This is a genomic window from Delftia sp. BGA-UO-ETr-SB1 (assembly GCF_059567865.1).
This window is the reverse complement of sequence record NZ_JCAQOW010000004.1, coordinates 1,471,896-1,489,613: the sequence shown is the minus strand read 5'-3', so window position 1 is coordinate 1,489,613 and position 17,718 is coordinate 1,471,896. Positions and strand designations below refer to the sequence as shown.

General features: G+C 59.2%; 16 protein-coding genes. 9 read left to right on the top strand and 7 right to left on the bottom strand.

The annotated features are described in order from the left end of the window. Window positions 1-111: 111 nt before the first annotated feature. The gene (locus AC57B5_RS07295) at window positions 112-1,554 is read left to right on the top strand and encodes an iron-containing redox enzyme family protein (protein ID WP_496399144.1); all 1,443 of its coding nucleotides are present in this window, start codon (window positions 112-114) and stop codon (window positions 1,552-1,554) included. Between the two features lie 41 nt (window positions 1,555-1,595). Here AC57B5_RS07295 and AC57B5_RS07290 read toward each other — a convergent pair whose 3' ends face one another. Beyond that, window positions 1,596-2,099 carry a hypothetical protein gene (locus AC57B5_RS07290; RefSeq protein ID WP_496399143.1) on the bottom strand — a complete coding sequence of 168 codons (504 nt, stop codon included), beginning with the start codon at window positions 2,097-2,099 and terminating at the stop codon, window positions 1,596-1,598. Between the two features lie 383 nt (window positions 2,100-2,482). On the opposite strand from AC57B5_RS07290, the gene AC57B5_RS07285 reads away from it, so the two are divergent. After that, entirely contained in the window at window positions 2,483-2,791 is a 309-nt protein-coding gene (locus tag AC57B5_RS07285) for a hypothetical protein (protein ID WP_156897985.1), read from the top strand. Window positions 2,792-2,960: 169 nt separating this feature from the next. On the opposite strand, the gene AC57B5_RS07280 is transcribed toward AC57B5_RS07285, so the two are convergent. Then, window positions 2,961-3,350, bottom strand: a complete 390-nt coding sequence (locus AC57B5_RS07280; protein WP_496399142.1) for a hypothetical protein — start codon at window positions 3,348-3,350, stop codon at window positions 2,961-2,963. Between the two features lie 138 nt (window positions 3,351-3,488). Continuing rightward, window positions 3,489-4,424: a hypothetical protein gene (locus tag AC57B5_RS07275; RefSeq protein WP_496399141.1), complete on the bottom strand. Its 936-nt coding sequence runs from the start codon at window positions 4,422-4,424 to the stop codon at window positions 3,489-3,491. Window positions 4,425-5,005: 581 nt separating this feature from the next. On the opposite strand from AC57B5_RS07275, the gene AC57B5_RS07270 reads away from it, so the two are divergent. Further along, window positions 5,006-5,404: a YkvA family protein gene (locus AC57B5_RS07270; RefSeq protein WP_496399140.1), complete on the top strand. Its 399-nt coding sequence runs from the start codon at window positions 5,006-5,008 to the stop codon at window positions 5,402-5,404. 287 nt (window positions 5,405-5,691) lie between these two features. Continuing rightward, the gene (locus tag AC57B5_RS07265) at window positions 5,692-5,913 is read left to right on the top strand and encodes a hypothetical protein (protein ID WP_454723303.1); all 222 of its coding nucleotides are present in this window, start codon (window positions 5,692-5,694) and stop codon (window positions 5,911-5,913) included. Between the two features lie 500 nt (window positions 5,914-6,413). On the opposite strand, the gene AC57B5_RS07260 is transcribed toward AC57B5_RS07265, so the two are convergent. From AC57B5_RS07260 to AC57B5_RS07250, 3 genes are all read right to left on the bottom strand, one after another. After that, entirely contained in the window at window positions 6,414-7,523 is a 1,110-nt protein-coding gene (locus AC57B5_RS07260; protein ID WP_156516947.1) for a hypothetical protein, read from the bottom strand. Beyond that, window positions 7,520-8,044 (bottom strand): DUF4365 domain-containing protein, encoded by a 525-nt coding sequence (locus AC57B5_RS07255; RefSeq protein WP_082848126.1) that lies wholly within the window; start codon window positions 8,042-8,044, stop codon window positions 7,520-7,522. Before AC57B5_RS07255 ends, AC57B5_RS07260 begins: the two co-directional genes overlap by 4 nt. A gap of 515 nt (window positions 8,045-8,559) precedes the next feature. Further along, window positions 8,560-9,501, bottom strand: coding sequence for a restriction endonuclease (locus tag AC57B5_RS07250; protein WP_496399442.1), 942 nt, complete (start codon window positions 9,499-9,501; stop codon window positions 8,560-8,562). Window positions 9,502-9,895: 394 nt separating this feature from the next. Between AC57B5_RS07250 and AC57B5_RS07245 the strand changes: the two genes are divergently transcribed. The 5 genes from AC57B5_RS07245 to AC57B5_RS07225 all read left to right on the top strand — a co-directional run bounded on the left by AC57B5_RS07245 (window position 9,896) and on the right by AC57B5_RS07225 (window position 17,153). After that, on the top strand, window positions 9,896-11,227 hold the full coding sequence (locus AC57B5_RS07245; RefSeq protein ID WP_496399139.1) for an alpha-xenorhabdolysin family binary toxin subunit A: 1,332 nt from the start codon (window positions 9,896-9,898) through the stop codon (window positions 11,225-11,227). Window positions 11,228-11,292: 65 nt separating this feature from the next. After that, a complete protein-coding gene (locus AC57B5_RS07240; RefSeq protein ID WP_496399138.1) occupies window positions 11,293-13,737 on the top strand; it encodes a hypothetical protein in 2,445 nt (814 codons plus the stop codon). Then, a complete protein-coding gene (locus AC57B5_RS07235) occupies window positions 13,734-15,032 on the top strand; it encodes a hypothetical protein (RefSeq protein WP_496399137.1) in 1,299 nt (432 codons plus the stop codon). The genes AC57B5_RS07240 and AC57B5_RS07235 overlap by 4 nt, the downstream gene beginning before the upstream one ends. A 121-nt stretch (window positions 15,033-15,153) precedes the next feature. Then, on the top strand, window positions 15,154-16,557 hold the full coding sequence (locus AC57B5_RS07230) for an MFS transporter (RefSeq protein WP_496399136.1): 1,404 nt from the start codon (window positions 15,154-15,156) through the stop codon (window positions 16,555-16,557). Between the two features lie 158 nt (window positions 16,558-16,715). Then, complete coding sequence (locus tag AC57B5_RS07225) at window positions 16,716-17,153, top strand: OsmC family protein (protein WP_034393960.1); 438 nt, start codon at window positions 16,716-16,718, stop codon at window positions 17,151-17,153. Window positions 17,154-17,195: 42 nt separating this feature from the next. On the opposite strand, the gene azu is transcribed toward AC57B5_RS07225, so the two are convergent. Further along, entirely contained in the window at window positions 17,196-17,687 is a 492-nt protein-coding gene (azu, locus tag AC57B5_RS07220) for an azurin (RefSeq protein WP_099751793.1), read from the bottom strand. Window positions 17,688-17,718: the final 31 nt, after the last annotated feature.

Genomic DNA, 17,718 nt, shown 5'->3' with positions numbered 1-17,718 from the left:
GGGCGCCTGCGCCAAGGGTAGGCGTATTACGACGCACAGGAAGGCGTTGGCCCGATGGCTGTACCGAGGGCCACACCGCATCCTGAAGGCGTTACGGACCAAAGCCCCACCATGAACACAGAACTGCTGGACCCCCCACGTATCGAACCGGCCGCTGGCGCAGGCACGCTTGAGCCTTCTTTCCTGCATGTGCCGCTCTACGAGCGCCTGGCCAACCATCTGCCCACCGAACAGGAGCGCCAGGCTGCTGCGGACTTCCTGCACGGCGTGATTGCCGAGACCTCTGCCGATGCCGATGGCCTGCCGGACAACCCGGAGCACCTGACCGACTGGATGCGTGCCAATGTCGAAAAAGTGCACGCCCAGTACCAGGCCTACCTGGCAGAGCGCAAGGCGGGTGCGGCACGCCGCTACTTCGGCAACCGCGCCCATGCGCTGTACTTCCTGCGCAATGTGGCGCCTACCAAGCTGGTGGACGGTTCCTGGCTCTACGGCCTGTGCGCGTATGCGGGCAACTCACGCATGTCGGACCTGGTCACCACCTATGTGGAAGAACTGGGCGACGGCATGGCCGACAAGAACCACGTCAAGCTCTACCGGGAACTGCTGGCCAGGTATGGCCTTGATCCCGTGGAGGACCTGCCCGACGAGCTGTACCGGCAGGGGCTGGTACAGCTGGCGCTGGGCTGGAATGCGCAGCAGTTCCTGCCCGAGATCGTGGGATTCAACCTGGGCTATGAGCAATTGCCGCTGCACCTGCTCATCACCGCCTACGAACTCAATGAACTGGGAATAGACCCCTACTACTTCACGCTGCATGTCACCGTGGACAACGCCGACACCGGCCATGCCCGGCGCGCCTGCATTGCCGCCTGGGAGAACGCGCCGCGTATTGACGATGGCGGCGAATACTGGCGCCGCGTACGCGCAGGCGCCCGGCTGGCAGACACGGGCACCAGCACGCTGGACGTGATCAGGTCCTTCGACATCGAAGCTGAGGTGGTGCGCATCCTGGCGCGCAAATCGCCTTCCGGGCATGGCGCGCACTCGGACTTCTGCAAGGTGGCTGGCCGCAGCGTCAATGACTGGCTGTCCCGTCCGCAGGACATGCCTGCCTTCCTGGCCGCGCTGGAGCAGGCACGCTGGATACAACGCAACCGGCCTGCTGAGGAAAGCCGCTTCTGGCAGCTGCTGCAGGGCGAGCGGGCAGAGATGTTCGGTGTTTTCTCTCCCTATGAGCTGCAAGTCATTCATGACTGGCTGCGGGGGCCGGCCAGTGCGGATGGCGCCTCCTTCGAATCCGTGGCCGAGCCCGGCGAACCGGCGCGGCGCATGAGCTTTCGCGTGGCCGAGCGCCTGCGCACATCCCGTGGTGCGCGGCCGGACCCGGGCCGCAGCGCGCAGGAGCTGGACACCGACCTGATGCTCTTCGAGCAGCGCTACCCCACGCTCGATCCAGCGGCCCAGCATGAGTTGCTGGTACAGGCCATGTCACCGGGCCTGCACTGGACGCCCCTGGGCCTGCGCGCCACCCGCCTGTTCCTGGGCCGGTAGGCCATTCCACCCTCTTTACCTACCCGGAAAAAATCATCTGGTCATTGGGCAAGACGGGCTTGCTCTTTGACCCATTCCCGGCTTTTGCCACGCACGCACCAGTCAGGATTTTTCACCCAATCTGAATAATAAATATTTGGGTGGCCTTCTAATATATTGCAGCGTGTATATCCTAATCTGGGCATGGCGTAGTACTGAAGAGGTGTAACAACAAGAAGGCAGAAGATCATAATTCCTCCCCCTGTGATTACAGAGATCGCAAGAATGCGTTCTGAGATCATTAGAGTGCGTGCTTTGCAGGGGATTGCTTTTTGTATCACTGATACGAGTATCGTAAATCCCATTATCGGGAAATATACCCCGACCAAATCACCAGGTGTGATTCTTACCGAGGGCGCTGAATTCCTTAAATCGGCGATTGTTTTTAGAAATGAATGTTCTGTATTCCAAATTGAGAAAAACAAAACAAATATAATTGATGGAATTCCATATATCAATGATTTTCTGACATCGGCTAGGTTGTTTGTTTCCATTTCGATATCCATCAATCTCTCCGGCGGATAGGGAGTGCCAGATTGTCTGGTTGCATCCAAAGATTCGATTTTTTTATTTATTCTTGCATGGGTGTCGCCTAATTAATCGAGGTAATGACGGTGGCACTGGTTTCCCACAGGCACCACGTCAATCAGCTTTAAAATGAAAACACCTTGAATGCCATTTCATAAAGCTCGATGAGCTGAATTATTTGTACAGACGGGATTGCTCATTAACCCATTCCCGGCTTTTGCTACGCACGCACCAGGCGGGATTCTTTACCCAGTCTGTAAAATAAATAGTGAGGTGGTCTTTCAAAATATTGCAGCGTGTATAGCCTAATTTTGGCATGGCATAGTATTGCAAAGGAGTTATTACAAGAAGACAAGTAATCATGATCACTACTCCCGTGATTGTGGTAATCGTGAAAATGCGCTCTGAGATTTTCAGAATACTTGATTTGCAAGGAATTGATTTTTGTACAAGAAAAATAATTCCTGTGATTGACATTATTGGGAAATACGCCACAAGCAAACTGGATGGTGTAATTCTTACGGATGGAGCGGAATTTTTTAGATCAATTATTGTGTTTAGAAATGAGTATTTTGTACTCCATATTGATAGTGCTGAAACCAATAGAAGGGAAGGAATGCCATGGATTAAAGATTTTCTGAACTCGGTCAGATTATTTTCTTCCACTTAAATATCCATATTTTCGATTAATAGGTACCAGCAGATTGCTGAACTGTACCGAGCGTTTGTCTTTGTTTTTCTTCTTTTACTTCTGTTGCTTAACTCTCTCAGGTTGATGGCGCTATCTCTGATTCCCTTTGTCATACCACCACTCAGGTGGATACGCCTTGTACGACATTTCACCGAGATCCATGGTCTGAATCATTGGGCAGGCGAGCTTGCTCATTGACCCATTCCCGGCTTTTGCCACGCACACACCAATCGGGATTTTTGACCCAGTCAGTGAAATATATGGTGGGATGATCTTTCAGAATGTTGCACCGCGTATATCCAAGTTTTGGCATGGCATAGTATTGCAGAGGGGTGATGACAAAGAAACAAAGAAGTACAACGCCAGTCCCTGTGAATACAGAGAGCGCAAAGATACGCTCTGCTATTTTTAAAGTACGCTCTTTGCAGGGGATTGATTTTTGTATCATGGCAATAATTCCTGTGACTGCAATTACTGGGAAATATACAATTGCCAGATGAAGTGGTGTAATTCTTACTGACGGAGAAGAATTCTTCAAGTCAATTATGGTGTTGAGAAAAGAGTATTTGATGCTCCAAATTGATAGGGCCAAAATAAGTAAAAATGATGGGATACTCCATATTAGAGATTTTCTGATTTGGGTTGTGTTTGTTGCCTGCATTTTAAATTGGATTAATTATTTATTAATAGGGGATAGCCTATTGCTAGACTGTCGCGAAGGGAAGTCATCATTTCTTGTTAATTCTTCACTGTTATTGAGTTCTTTGGGTGTGATGTTGTCGGTTCTTACGCGATATATCCCTGGGGTCGTACTATCTGTTATTGTCTTTAGTACATCTATTACGTTATTTTTTATTTGCCATGACTTATCTGCTTCATTCAAAATCGCACTTGTAATAAGTACACTCACAGCCATGGCGAATAAAGGAATAATGGCAATTGTTGTTAGACCTGAGGCTATCACCGCCATACCTATACTTGCACCAACCTTCGTCGCCAACCCTGCCTTGACCGCCTCCACTCCAATCCCTCCCACCAGGTCATGCATGGTCTTCTCGTCGTTGAAGATGAAGTCCAATGTCTCCACGCCGATGCCCACGACCAAACTCAAGATGAAGCCCCCTCTGGCAACGCCCTGAAGGCCGCGCATGCCCAGGCCCATCTGGACCATGCGGGGATTGGTGGTGAGAAAGCGCGTGCCCTGCAGCAGATTGCCGCGAAACCCGGCTCGGCCCGTGATGATGATATAGGTGCCCTTGGGAGTCGCCTTGACATAGGTGCGCGCACCGGCAAGGCGCAATGCAATCAGCGTTCTGGTGAACAGGTACGCGTCATTGGCCAGCATGGAGGCGGGGATGGTCCAGGGTTTGCCGGCATTGGGGCTGGCCGTCTGCGTCCAATACCGGCCCAGGGCGCTTTGGGCCAGGATGGCGCGCAGGCTGGCCGCCAGGCGCGGGTCATTGCGCGACCTGTCTTGCAGGACGCCTAGGAACTCTTGCGGCGTGAGTACCACCACGTCCACCTGCTGGCTGTCCATGGCGCGGGTGATCTGCCTGTTGAAGGCCTTTTCATAGCTGATATACGGGCGGGTGAGATCTGTGGATGTTGCCATGGCCTGCAAGCGAATGGTTAATGGAATGAATAAGGAAATGGTGGTTTGCCAAATGCCAGAAAAATCACAAACGCAGGCCTCCCATCAGGCCTGCGGCAAATCAGGTCCGATCAAGGTATGAGTGTGGGAATTACGCGTTCACAATCATTCCCAAGGCCAATGTCAATCAATGGCCTGGGAATTCCGTTGTGGGAGTCCGGCTATTTGATTTCTTGGGTATCTGGAAGTCAAGCAGAAAGGCTTGTGGCTGATTATTTTCAGATTATTCCTAGATGCATATACGAGATGCATGCCTTGAGTGCAGTCGATATGGATTTGGAATGGGGAAGAGAGCGGTGACAAGGCTTTGCCAGTCAATACAGCCATTTGCCCCAGTGGGCGCGGGCCAGCCGGCACCGCCGTGCTGCGGGCCTTTGCGGCCACAGGCACGGCGCCGTGGCGATACGGACATGAAGACCCGGTACAAGGAAACCGCGCGCAGCGCGGCTGGCGTTCCATATCATCGAGTGCTGCGCGGGCCTGGCAGCACAGCCCCAACCGCCAGCCGCCATCATCCAGCCCGTTCACAACCTCGCACATCCATGACAGCCAGTGAAAGATTGAAGGCCTGGGCACGACGCATCAAGCGCGATGGCGTCACCCTGTGGTTTGCCTGCAAGAGCCCGATGACGCCTTGGTACGCCAAGGCCCTGGGTGCCTTCGTGGTCGCCTACGCCCTGAGCCCCATCGACCTGATCCCTGACTTCATCCCCGTGCTGGGCTATGTAGATGACGTCCTGCTGCTGCCCGCGCTGATCTGGCTCACCGTGCGGCTGCTTCCCCCGGCCGTGCTGGCCGACAGCCGCCAGCAGGCCGAGGCCTGGATGCAGGCCCAGGGCCGCAAACCCCGAAGCCGTGCCGGAGTCGCCCTGGTGGTGGGCGTCTGGCTATGCGTTTGCGTGGGGGCCTTCCTTGTGTTCCGAGGGCGCTGGGGTCTTTGAGTGCGGCGCCTTGCTTGGCTGAGCGGCGGCGGGCGAACAACAGCCAGGATGCGGGCGCTGCGCCAGAGCGCTGTATCATCTCGCCCAGGTGCTGAACACACCTTCACAGGCGGACCCCGCCACACTCCCGAAAGCAGTTGGACGTACTCACAGGAGGCCTCATGGCTGCTTTCTTTGCGGGCGTATCAATGCCCGAACCATCTCTCAATCCTTTGCATGACCCCGTGCTTCTAGCGCATGGGCATTCCTTTGTGTCAGCCGCCAAGCGTGCTCATTGAGGAGTTGTCATGCTGTACTTTCAACTTTCCGAGCCGGAGTACAACAGCCTGCGGCGCGTGCAGGATCAGTTGGGCTTGATTTCCAGTTTGATAATTGGTGCTTATCCGGGGCATGCATTGGAGCCGGTGACTCCTGGGCAATTGCTTGCGTTTATTCAGGCGCAGGAAGAGGTGCTTGAGGGGGTGATGGGGGGAGTTAGTGAGCGCGGGGTGGTGCGGGGGACAGATTGACTGGGGTGCTGCACTGGGAGGCCACGCATGATTTGCGTGGCCTTTCTAAGTGGTTTGGGGCTGCTAGCGGGGTTTGGAGCATGTGGACCGTCAGTCTCTTGAGGACTGCTCTCGGCCATGAGCCGTCGCTGACGGAATCAAGAAGCAGACATTCAACGTTTGATTTCAGTGAGCGCCGAAGGTGGTCCGTTGCAAGGATGGGTTAGAGCGCATTCTCTCGGATCCTCCATACGAACTTAGCTTTGCTCGAATTGCCCCCTGCCTTGACGGCTGACTCATTATTGGACCCCGAATTGTTGCAGCCGCTCCAGCAATTCCTTCATACCATCCGATTCACTCGGAACGGCACAGCCATGATCATTGCCGCTAAGAATCCAGAAGAAATCAACTACAAACGGTCTTTCATTCATCGGAATGATGGCGACCGACTGAAGGCGTGGCCTGCGTCGGTGTCCGCGTTGAACGATCAGTTAGGCGGGGGCACCTTCGTTTGCGCATGACTACTCGAAAAAGTCAACATTAATAATTCGGACCTGTGTGCGAAGTCGAGTTCCTCGGCCAGCCATCCGGACTGTGCGTTTATTTTTGTGCGCATCCACCGCAATTTTATATTGTGCGTTGTTCAGTGTGGCCGTAAAGAAAGTCCTGTCGCCATAGAAGTCCGCAGCAATTTTAATGTGATTTCTATCGCCTTCAGGGTCGCGAGACCGAAGTTCAATGATGGAGCCTGATATATCAATGTTGTTCTCGCCTCTGAGTTTTTCTTTAATGAAGGTGACAAACGATTTGAGCCGATTCTTCTTTTCCGCTGAGAGCCAGCCGGTAGACGTCATGCGAACCCGATTGCCGAGTTCAAACGTGAATTCAATTGAATTCAATTCCGGGGCAACGATAACATCAGACACTGCTGATAGCAGCTCGACATCAAAAAGTGAAATGGCATTAGATAGCGTCGTTTCGTCATCGAATGGTATGTCTGTGCCCAGAATTGTCTCATTAATGAACTGAAGAGCCGAAAATAAAGATGAAGAAACTTCAGTTGAGTCTAAGCTTGGCTCTCCAAAAAGGTCTGCTTGACGCAGCACGGTGGGCGGTATTTCAACTTTTGCAATAAAGCTACCAACCGAAGTTTGAAGAAAAAGGCAGTCTTTCGCGAATTGTCGCGCAGCCATTTCATTGGCGACGGAATCATCACCGAGTTTGTACATGGCACCTCGGTACAGCGTGTGCTCCATGCTGTTGGCGTATGCGGCCAGTGACGCAAGCGGGATTGCACCACTTTTCGTTGAGTCATCGAGGAACCTCGAAATTATCCGCGTAGAGCGGTCCATATCGCTTAAGGAGGCTGCTCGATTTAGAAGATCCCCAATTTTACCGTAACCATATATTTGAACCAGTGAGTCGGCTGCGTCATGAATTAGGCTGCTGACGCTTTGGCGTTCAGCATCCTCAGGCAATGCAATGGTGTACTTGCCTTTTATACCAAGGCTCTCAGGGGGACTAAAAAAATTGAGTCCGCGCGCTTGCCGAGTCTGAGTCCAGCCAGCCTCCAACATAAAGGACTTGATTCGATCAGCTAGCTCAACTGAGTCGGTGGATTGGCGTTTCATATTTCAATCCCCAAATCTTCAAATCGTTCTTTAACGAAATGTGCACTGACTCGATTGGCTTTCGGGATAGTGATGCGAATTTGATCCTGATTTTCACTCGGTTGTTCGTTTTCTCCCGGCAGGTACCAGTAAGCGTGTCCCAGAACGCTCAGCTTTTGATGGTCGATGTCGATGCAGTTGGGAGGTGTGGAAAATAAAATAACAACCAGCAAATGCAGAGGAAGTGGGTCGCCACGTCGCTCGATTAGATCATTATAGTTCTTGACCTCCAAGTCATATTTAACTTGATGTTCATCTTCGATAATGCCTTTGGGTGTAGTGGCTTTCAGCTGAAAATCAAGTTTGTATTGTGAGTCAAGATAGCGAAGGCGCCCGCTCGGTTCTTGACGGACCGTTACTGGACAGACGATCATGTCCACACCATGGTCCTGCGGTGGCTCAATAACCTTGAAACCATGTGCGTTGGCTAGTACTCGAAGGAACTCCTTTGAGATCGCTTCCTTTTGTTGATCTTCAGTCATTCTCCCAGTCCTGCTTTAGTACCGTCTAAGAAATCCGTTCACCATCTTGTGGCTCTGTTGTAGCTTATCGCGAGCGCATCGCCTTCATCTGCGGCCTAACGTAATGCAGGCCGCATTAATCCTCAGGCCATAGGTCTAAATTGGCACAAAAACCGCGGAAAGGGGCTTGTAGCCGCTATTTGAATGCAGGTGTGCTGTATAAAAATGCAGTGCCAAATTCAACCATAAAATCAGCCTTCTCCTCCTGTGTTGCACGCCACACGGTTGCGGGACCAAGCCGTAAGCGAATTCGTTACAAATTCTATAGCCTGCACACCGAGCAGGCCTACTTGCAGGGGATGTGCGTGTTCGTGAAATGGCATGGCCTGCGGCATCCACGAGACATGGGCAGCTAAAAATCGAAGGCCCAGCCATGTTTGCTAGCGAGCGGCGGGTGGTGGCCGCCTGGTGTAGTGGCAGCTTGGAGGCTTCGAGTTGTGTGGCGGCTCTGGGTCGAAAGCAGGCCATCTACAAAATCAATTCCCATCTCCAACCCCAACCATCTCCCGAGTCCCTCGACACCCCGCACCAAACGCCGAGCATCCCCAAAACGCCTTTCCCGCAGCAGGCCCGCGCTTCGCAACCCGCTGAACCATGGCTTTCCCGCATTGAGGACAGCCGGGTATTGGGGCGGCAGCCGGTTGCACTGCGTCAAAAGCAGGCTCCGTCTTTTCGGGCTCGGCCACAGGCACAGTGTTCGCCAAAGGTGCAGAAGTCCGGGCCTTGGTTGCTGAAGTCGCTTCTGTCTGGGCCTTTGCCTCCTTCAGCAATTTCATGAGCGCGGCGCCGTCCATGAGGTGGATATTCCTCCCTGCAGCAAACGCCACAGCTTCCTGAGTGAACCGGCCAGAGGTCACCACAAAGCCGGCAGCGGCCCCATCAGCCGCCATGACGCCATAAAGCTCGCGCACCGTGGAAACGCCCACTTTGAAGGCTTTCCACTGCTTGCATTGCACCAGTGTCTTTTCGCCATTCTTCGAGAGGACCAGGTCCACGCCACCATCGGGCCCGCCGCCACCGGTTTCCTTGACGCTGAAGCCGCGCCGCCGAAATCCCTCACCCACAAGCGTTTCAAACTCTCGCCATGACATGTTCTGCAGCGCATCCGCGCTGGAACTGGCCGAGGTGGTTTCGAACAACTTGCTGCGGCGGCGCTTGCGCACGGCGGAAATGGCCGCGCCGGCCAGGCAGATGAGGGGAAGGATGTATTGGCCACCGGTAGCCAGGCCCTGCCAGATGGCTGTTGTGGCCAATTGGCCTATTTGCTGCGGGTTTTGCGCTGCAGGCAGGGGACGGATGGCAATGGAGTGCAGCACCATGTAGCTGGCGAGTGCCAATGCAATGCCGGCCCACCAGGGCAGCATGGCGACCAGGTCCATGAGGTCTTCTGCCGTGCTGGTCTTTCGTTTTCTTGCCACTCCCGCTCCTCCATCGTTCAAATTGCCGAACATTTTGCAACATTTATGGGTGAGGCGAATTCCTGTGCCAATGGGTGCGGTGAAATCAAGAGAAATTGACACTGATGGTGTCTTCTGGTTGGCGATGAATGTGTGCAATGCGCTATTGATTGCATAGCGGGTGGTGTATGCCTGGTCTACGAAATTCCCTATCTCGTCGTTTGAGGCAATGGACTGATCGTGCTCATTGCCATGGGTCACGCAGGGGACAGGCTCCTTGGAGCGTGAGAGAGCTGTCCGGCTGCTGTCCTTATCCCCAGTGCTGTATGAATTTGTGTCACTTGTTTGGGGGACATACAGGGCCATGGCGGCTACCTAGCATCCGGTCGACTGGAGCGCAAAAGGAGGGCGGGCGATGACTGCGGTGCGGTCATTTTTTCAACGCCGCCGCTTGTTTGCACGACGATTCGAGGCCGGATCCGGCCTTTCACCATCAGGAGCCTTCGCCATGTCCGACGCTGCAAATTCAACGAATGCCTTCACTCCGTCTGCCGATATCTACAAGGGAATCTCCGTTCTCAGTTCAGAGGACTGGATCGGGCTGACGACGTTCTTCGAGTCTGCAGTCACCGACAACCCGACCACCACGGAGCTGATGCGCGCCATGCTGGGCATGCAGAAGCAGGATGCGTTTCGGCCGGAGTTTTCCGAAGCGGTGGAGCTGTTCGTCACGCTCAAGGGTGTCGGCCAGAAGTTCAAGGCCGATGTGCAGGACAAGATGCTGACCCTTGCCGACGATATCGTTCAGTACAACGATGTGGCGGCAACCACCTATGAGCGGTTGATCGAGCTGGTGGACCGTTTCGATCTGGAGGGGGCGCCCACCCCATCGGCGGAGCCGGCGGTGGAAGCGAAATGGAAGGCCCTGGTCAAGGTTTGGGAAAGCGATACGCCCAGCGGGCGTTCGGAGCAGATCAAGCGCAATTTCAGCAGCGCGCTGGAGCAGTTGATTGAAGACGCCAATGCGCGCTCGGTGCGTGCCTTCGCGCTGCAGAACTCCATTCTTGACAACGGCAACGGAATACTGGTGCGCCTGAATGCCTGCAAGACCGCATTCAATGGACAAAAGCAGAAGTTCACGACCACGCTGGGCGCCGAGGGTGCTGCCAACCAGAAGCTGAAGGCCGCCGTGGAGAAGCTGGAGAACGACTTGAAGGCCCTGCGCCGCAAGGAAAAGGATGAAGTCATCGTGCTGTCCACCTCTCCGGCCTATCTGGCGATTCCGCTTTTCGGGCCGCTGATTCTGGCGGGGGTGGATATCGGTGTGGGTGCGGACCTTGCGGTCACGCGCAGGAAGATTGCCGAGAAGGTGGATGAGGTGAGAACCATCCAGGCCACGATGGCTACGAACGAGCGATTCATCGGCTACTACAACCGAAGCAATGATCGCTTTGACAGCATCAGCAAGAGCATTGAAGACCTGGGTCCCAAGCTCAAGACGCTGGGCGAGGCATGGCGTGCGATTTCTGCCGATCTGGGCAACATACACAAGGTCTTGAGCACCACCGGCCGCAAGTCCCTGCAAGGGGAAAACTGGTTCAGCCTGACGGTGGTGCTGGGCACGGCCAAGAAGGGCTGGGCGCGTGTCGCCGGACAGGCAGACCATTTCCGCCGCTTTGGCGGCACGCCGAAAAAGGCGCAGAGCGTGGACCAACTGGTGGAGCTTGCCAGCAAGAAGGCAGCCTGAGCGATCTGCTCCGGCCTTTGTCCCACCGCTGCACAGGTGCAGTGCCTTACCTGGAACCACCCGCCATGACTTCAGCAATGACTCCCGCGCTCACTGCCGCGATGACTCCCATTGAATTGCGAACCCTGATCGATCGCTACAGAGCCGAGGGCCTGGTGCCGCCAGGGCCGCTGGTCTGCAGCGGTGGCCGCGCGCCGGACGGCAGTTTCAATCCCTTCGGCATCGTGGCCGATCTGGTGGTGGACCTGAAGGTGTTGCTGGACGAGGCCGACGCGGCCGGCCTGCAGGCGCTGGACATCCATGCCGATACCGTGGTGGTGCCCGAGGGGTTCGACAGGCGGCTTGACGGTGCGGTGCGGCGGCTGACGGTGATTGCCCGTCGCATTGTTTCCGAAGGCACGACGGTGCTGCGGATGCTGCATGACGAGGACAACGAGCTCAGCAGGGTGCGCATTTTCGTGGAAGCCGTGGAGGGCCGGTTCACGCTGTACGGCGGCCCCACGCGCGACACCCCTTATGCGCTGGAGGGGGCCTGGGACACGGTGGCGCGGCCACAATTCAGCAATTTCCTGTGGCAGGACAACCGGGCTGTGGTGAAGCACACCCCCGTGCCGCCCGGCCTGCTGGAGCATGGCGAGCCGATGCACAGGGTGCTGGCCGCGCTGTTTGCCCTGAGCGCCGGCATGGCGGGCAGGCCCGGCCACAGCGCGGCCGAGCTGGCGTTGTGCCATGAGGCGCTGGGCTGGATCACGCGCTGGTCAGGGGTCGAGTCCGGGTTTGGCGAGTTGATCCAGGCGGCGGGTTCGCTGCACCGTCTGCTGCCGGTCATGGGTGTTGACGGGCTGGCCAGGCCGATTCCTGATCTGAGCGCAGGCAGCTATCTGTCGCTGGCCAAGGCCCGGCAGGAGGTGATGGCGGCCATGGAGGCCCACCTGCGCAGCCTGCGCGCCAGCGGCGAGCTGGCAGGTGCCGTGGGCAGCGTCGCGCAGGCGTTTGCCGACCGGGATACCTTGGACCTCAAGACGCTGGAGGCACGTTGCACCGAGCTGGAGCAGCGGTTGATTCAGCAGATCGAGGCCCTTGACCGCGCCGCACGCACGGTGCGCCAGGAGGAGCTTGAAGCAGAACTTGCCGCCATGCGGCTGAAGCTGGCGAGCGACGTTGCCCAGATCGTGCGCACCGTGAAGATGAGCCTGGAAATCGCCTTTGGCGTCATTGCGGTCGCGGGCAGCGTGGCCGCCCTGTGCGTGGGCGTGCCGCCCGACCCGAAGGCGTTGACCGAGACCGGTCAGAAAGGCGTGCTCGGCCTGAAGGATTTGTACGGGCAGGCCAAGACGCTTGGCGGCAGCATAGACGGCCCGCTCAAGGCGCTGAAGGCCCTGGGCCAGTCGTTTGCCATTCCGCTGCAATGGGCCAGGCACAACTCCAGCACGCTCAAGAATCTGGTGGATCCCGCCAAGGGCGCATTGAATGCGGTGCTGCCGGTGATCCGTGGGCCGCTGGGTGGGCTGGATGTCGAGGGGATTTCCCGGGAGCTGGGCGACACCATGCGTGCACTTGCGCTCATGCCGGATGCCAATGAAGCCAAGGCCGCCTGGACGGTGCTGGAGAACGATGCCGTCAACCGGCTGGATCTGGTGCTTGCCACGGAAGGCACCGAGGCGGCCGTGCGCAACGCCGCCAACACCCTCAAGACACAGGTGCAGAAGGTGGCCGTCTATGGCCGCCTGCTGGCAGAGCAAAGCGCATCCAAGAATGCCATTGCCCGTGAGCTTGCCACGCTCAAGCTGGAATACGTTGCGGTGATCGGCAAGCGCAAGCGCCTGCAGGCGCTGGAGCAGCAGGCGCTGACAGAGCTGGAGCACAGCGCGCGGCTGCAGGGAGAAATCACCCTCAGGGCAGAAAGTGCGCGCCGCGGCTTCTTCGTGGACTGCTTCGGGGTCCGCGCCGCACAGGCCTACGAGACAGGCAAGCAGCCCGGCCACCGTCTGTCGATGCCAGGCACGGCCGCTGCCATGGCAGATGCACACGCCACCCTGCTGGCAGACCACGCCAGCGCGCAGGCGGCCAATGCGAGGACCAAAGGGGATTTGCGGCGGGAATTGCGGGTCACTGACGCCGCGCTGCTGCAGCAGCTGGCGCATGGGCAGCCCATCAGCCTGTCCATTGCCACCAGCCATCCGGCACTGGCCAGCTACCGCCGCGTCCGCCTTTCGTCGGTGCAGGCCTGGCTGGAGTTTGCCGATGCCTCGGCCCAGCGCATCAATATCGACATGGTGACCGGCAGCGACTTTCACGACAGCACGGGCAACGGGGACGAGAGGCTCTTCTGCTCGCCCCTGAAGATCAACTTCACCTACGCCGGCGACCAGATCGAGTTCTCGCAGCATCTGGGAGATGTCTGCCCGACGCCGTTCACGACGTGGCTGATCGAAGTGCTGGAGCCCCGACAGATGCCGGCGGCGCCTCGGGCCCTGCGCCTGTTGATGGCCGGCACTGCTGCCAAATGACCCGGCTTCTGTGGCTGCCCGCCGCTGCCACGGCGCTGTGCTGCGGTGGCGCCATGGCAGCGAGCTGCCGCGTCGAAGCCGAGCCCGCGCGTGAGCCAGTCGCAAGGCAGGTATGGACCGATATCGCCGAGTTCTCGTTCCTGACCGGGCTTGATCTGGACGATGCCAGCGGCCGCATGACGCTGGTAAGGAGCCTGGAGAGCATGCCGTCGTTCCCTGCGCTGAAGGCGGCATCGGCCGCTTGGGGCACGCTGCGTGCCCGTATCGACGGGCTGGCCGACACGGTGCAAAAGCTGGGGCAGGCCGTCGGGCGTTTGCAGCAGCTGTGCGACCAGCTGGATGCCGTTTCGCTGGCCCCCGACGCGCCGCTGGACGAGGCCCGATGGAATGCGGGTGTCGCAGCCGTCGAGACGGAGATGGATGCGGCCATTGCGGCGGCTGCACCCGTCGTGGCGCAGCTGGAAAGTCATGCCTCGCTGCTTCGCGTGGCCGCCGCGCACCATGCCAGGCAGCCGCCACCGGCAAACGCGGTGGTCCGCCTTGGGCCCGCGCCGCAGGCGATGGCAACGGAATTCAGCACCCTGGCGTTGCGCTGGCGGGCCGTGGCCTCCGACCTGGCAAATGCACGCCGCATCTTGCCGGTGAGGCCGGTGCGTGGTTCATCCACGCCCTTGATCGCCATGACGGCCGCCATGCGGGAACTGGCACGGATCTCCGCCGAGGCGCACGCACTCTCGGCCCAGCGGCTCAGCGATGCGGATTTTCGGCGCTACGAGACGGGTGACTACCTGTACGACCAATGCCCCATGCTCAAGGACCGCCAATGGGTCGGGCTGCAGAACCTGTATTGGAGTGAAAGGCGCAATGCGGTAGCGCTGCTGCAGGGCACGGGGCTTGTGTCGCCTCCCGGGCTGTTCAACGTCGCGCCATTTCAGATCTCCGTCCCGGCCATGATTGTGGGCGCCGACAGATGGAGGTTCCTGCGCACCGGCAAGGGCTACTGGCTGGTCCAGAATGCGGCGTTCGGACCGGGCACCATGGCGCTCGATGTCACCAGCGTGGCCGGGAAATCGCATCTTGAGCTGAAGATGACGGCGTCGGCGGGAGACTCGCCACGCTTCAGCGGCCAGCAATGGCGTTGTGCCCCCAGTGAACTGCCGGGCCAGTTCCATCTCTACAACCGCTTCCTGTCGGATGCCGTCGTGCTGGATACGGCCAATGACAATGGCATTGCCGTCATGCTGCCGGCCACCAGCCGCTCCTCTGGCCAGTATTGGCGCGTGATCGAGCGGTAAGAGGTATTTGGGGGCAGGACCCCCTTGATCTCAACCGCACTTGAGGTTGCATGCTCCAGGCTTCTCGTCGCCATGGCACTGCGCCATGGCCGGCGCAGACCCCTGCAACCAAGAAGCATCCATGCCCCATCAAGATTCCCTCACGCTGGACGATCAGGTCCGGCCGACGACCGCCGAGAGCTGGTCCATCCTGTCCTCCCCCTACCGCCTGACGACGATCGGCATCGTCTCGCTGGTGGCCTTGATTGCCTTTGAGGCCCTGGCCGTGGCCACCGCCATGCCGGCGGTGGCCCGCGCGCTCGATGGGGTGCCGCTGTATGCGGTTGCCTTTGGCGTGACCCTGGCCACCAGCGTGGTGGGCATGACGGTGGCCGGCGGCTGGTGCGACGCGCGCGGGCCGGCGGCGCCGCTGTGGTCTGGCATGGCGTGTTTTGTGGCGGGGTTGCTGCTGGCGGGCTTTGCGCCTTCCATGCCGGTGTTCCTGGCGGGGCGGCTGGTTCAGGGGCTGGGGGCCGGTGGCATGTCGGTGGCGCTGTATGTGCTGGTGGGCCGGCGGTATCCCGAGGCACTGCGGCGGCGCATTTTTGCGGCGTTTGCCACGGCCTGGGTGGTGCCCGCGCTGGTGGGGCCGGCGTTGAGCGGCCTGGTGGTGGAGCACCTGGGCTGGCGCTGGGTGTTCCTGGGCGTGCCCCTGCTGGCCTTGCCGGCCGGGGCGATGCTGCGCCCGGCGCTCCAGGGCCTGGGCGGCCATGGCCAGGGCATGCAGGGCGGTGTGCGGCGCGGGCTGTGGGCCTTGGGCGCGGCCACGGGCATCTGCCTTCTGTATGTGGGCGGGCAGAGGCAATCGGCGGGCGCCTTGGGGGCGGTGGCGGTGGCCGCGGCCTTGTCGCTGGTCTGCACCTGGAAGCTCTTGCCGGCCGGCACGCTGCGCGCCGGGCGCGGGCTGCCCAGCGTGATCGCCTTGCGCGGTCTGGTGTTTGCAGCATTCTTCGGGGCCGAGGCGTTCCTGCCGCTGGTGCTGGCGCGCGAGCACGGGCTGTCAGCGCCCATGGCGGGTCTGGTGCTGAGCGCGGGTGCGCTGGGCTGGTGTTCCGCCTCCTGGTACCAGGGACACAGCCGCAACGGGTGGAGCCGTCACCGATTCCTGCGCGTGGGAACCAGTGCCGTGCTGGCGGGCGTGCTGCTGACGGCATCGGTGGCCTGGCCGGCCGTGCCCGTGTGGGTGGCGGTGGTGGGCTGGATCGTGTCGGGGCTGGGCATGGGCCTGCTCTCGGCAAGCCTGTCGGTGCTCACGCTGTCCATGTCCGCGCCCGGCGAGCAGGGCGCCAACAGCTCGGCCCTGCAGCTGTGCGAGGCCATTGCCGTGGCGGCCACCCTGGCCATTGGCGGATCGCTGTTCGCGGCCTTGCTGGAGACTTCGGCCCAGGCGGCCTATCTGGCGAATTTTGGGGTTGCGGCGGCGGCGGCGGTGCTGGCGGCGGTGATCGTGGGGCGAACGGATACGCGGCAGGTGTTTGTGGGGTGAGGAGGCCGGCTTTGCCATCACAAAGATCGCTGGATGAGTGTTTAAGCCTGGCTCTGTAGGACGTGCGCGCAGGGGCTGGCGCGCCCCGGGACCACGCCTTGCCCTGTGGCGCCTGTGCTGTGATGGCGGCTTGTCCAACCAACGCACAGGAGAAACACATGTCCGAGAAAACCGCTTCCGTCCATTGGGAAGGTGCAGGCAAGACCGGCCAAGGCCGCATCAGCACGGAGACCGGCGCGCTCAAGGACCATCCCTACGGGTTCGGCAGCCGCTTCGGGGATGACCGCAAGGGAACGAATCCCGAGGAGATCGTGGGCGCCGCACATGCGGCGTGTTTCACGATGGCCTTTGCCTTTGCCTGCGAGAAGGCGGGCATCGCCACCGAGATGCTGGACACCACGGCCAAGGTCCGGCTTGCCAAGGATGGCGAGGGTTTCAAGATCGACCGCATTGCCCTCACGCTGCAGGCCAAGGTGCCCGGCATCGACGATGCGCAGTTCCAGAAAATCGCCCAGGAGGCCAAGTCCCAGTGCCCGCTGTCCAAGGCGCTGGCAGGCGTGCCCGAGGTGACCTTGGCGGCCACGCTGCTGCATTGAACGCGCAGGCCCTTTGGGCCTTTGCCGCGTGGTGACGCGGCCTCAATCCTCCAGTACCAGCCTTCCCCGCATGGGCAGCGCATGCGAGGGATACGAGCAGAAGTAGGTATAGCTCTCGCCCTTTTGCAGGCGCGCCACGGGGAAGGTGACCGTGGCATGCTCGCCGCCCGACAGCATTTGCGTGGCGGCGATGACGCGTGCGTCAGCGTGGTCCACCCAGGCACGGTCGGGGCCGGCGCGCAGGCCGTAGGCGATCACGGCGTCGATGTCGGCGCTGCGGGCCAGCACCCAGTTGTGGCCGGCTTCCTGCCAGGGCTTCCTGCCGGTGTGGACCAGGTGGACGGTGAAGTTCTCGCAGCGCGCGCTGACGCGGATTTCGGCCAGGCTGAAGCGTTTGCCGGGCTGGCCTTCAATGGTGGTTTCGCAGGCGGGATGGGCCACGCTGGATGCGGGCGTGGGTTGGGCATGCTGGGCCTGGGCGTTCAGGCAGAAGGCGGCCAGCAGGGCAGCGGCTGCGGTGATGCGGGTATGCATTCGGAAGCTCCAAAAAAGCGGATGGATCTGG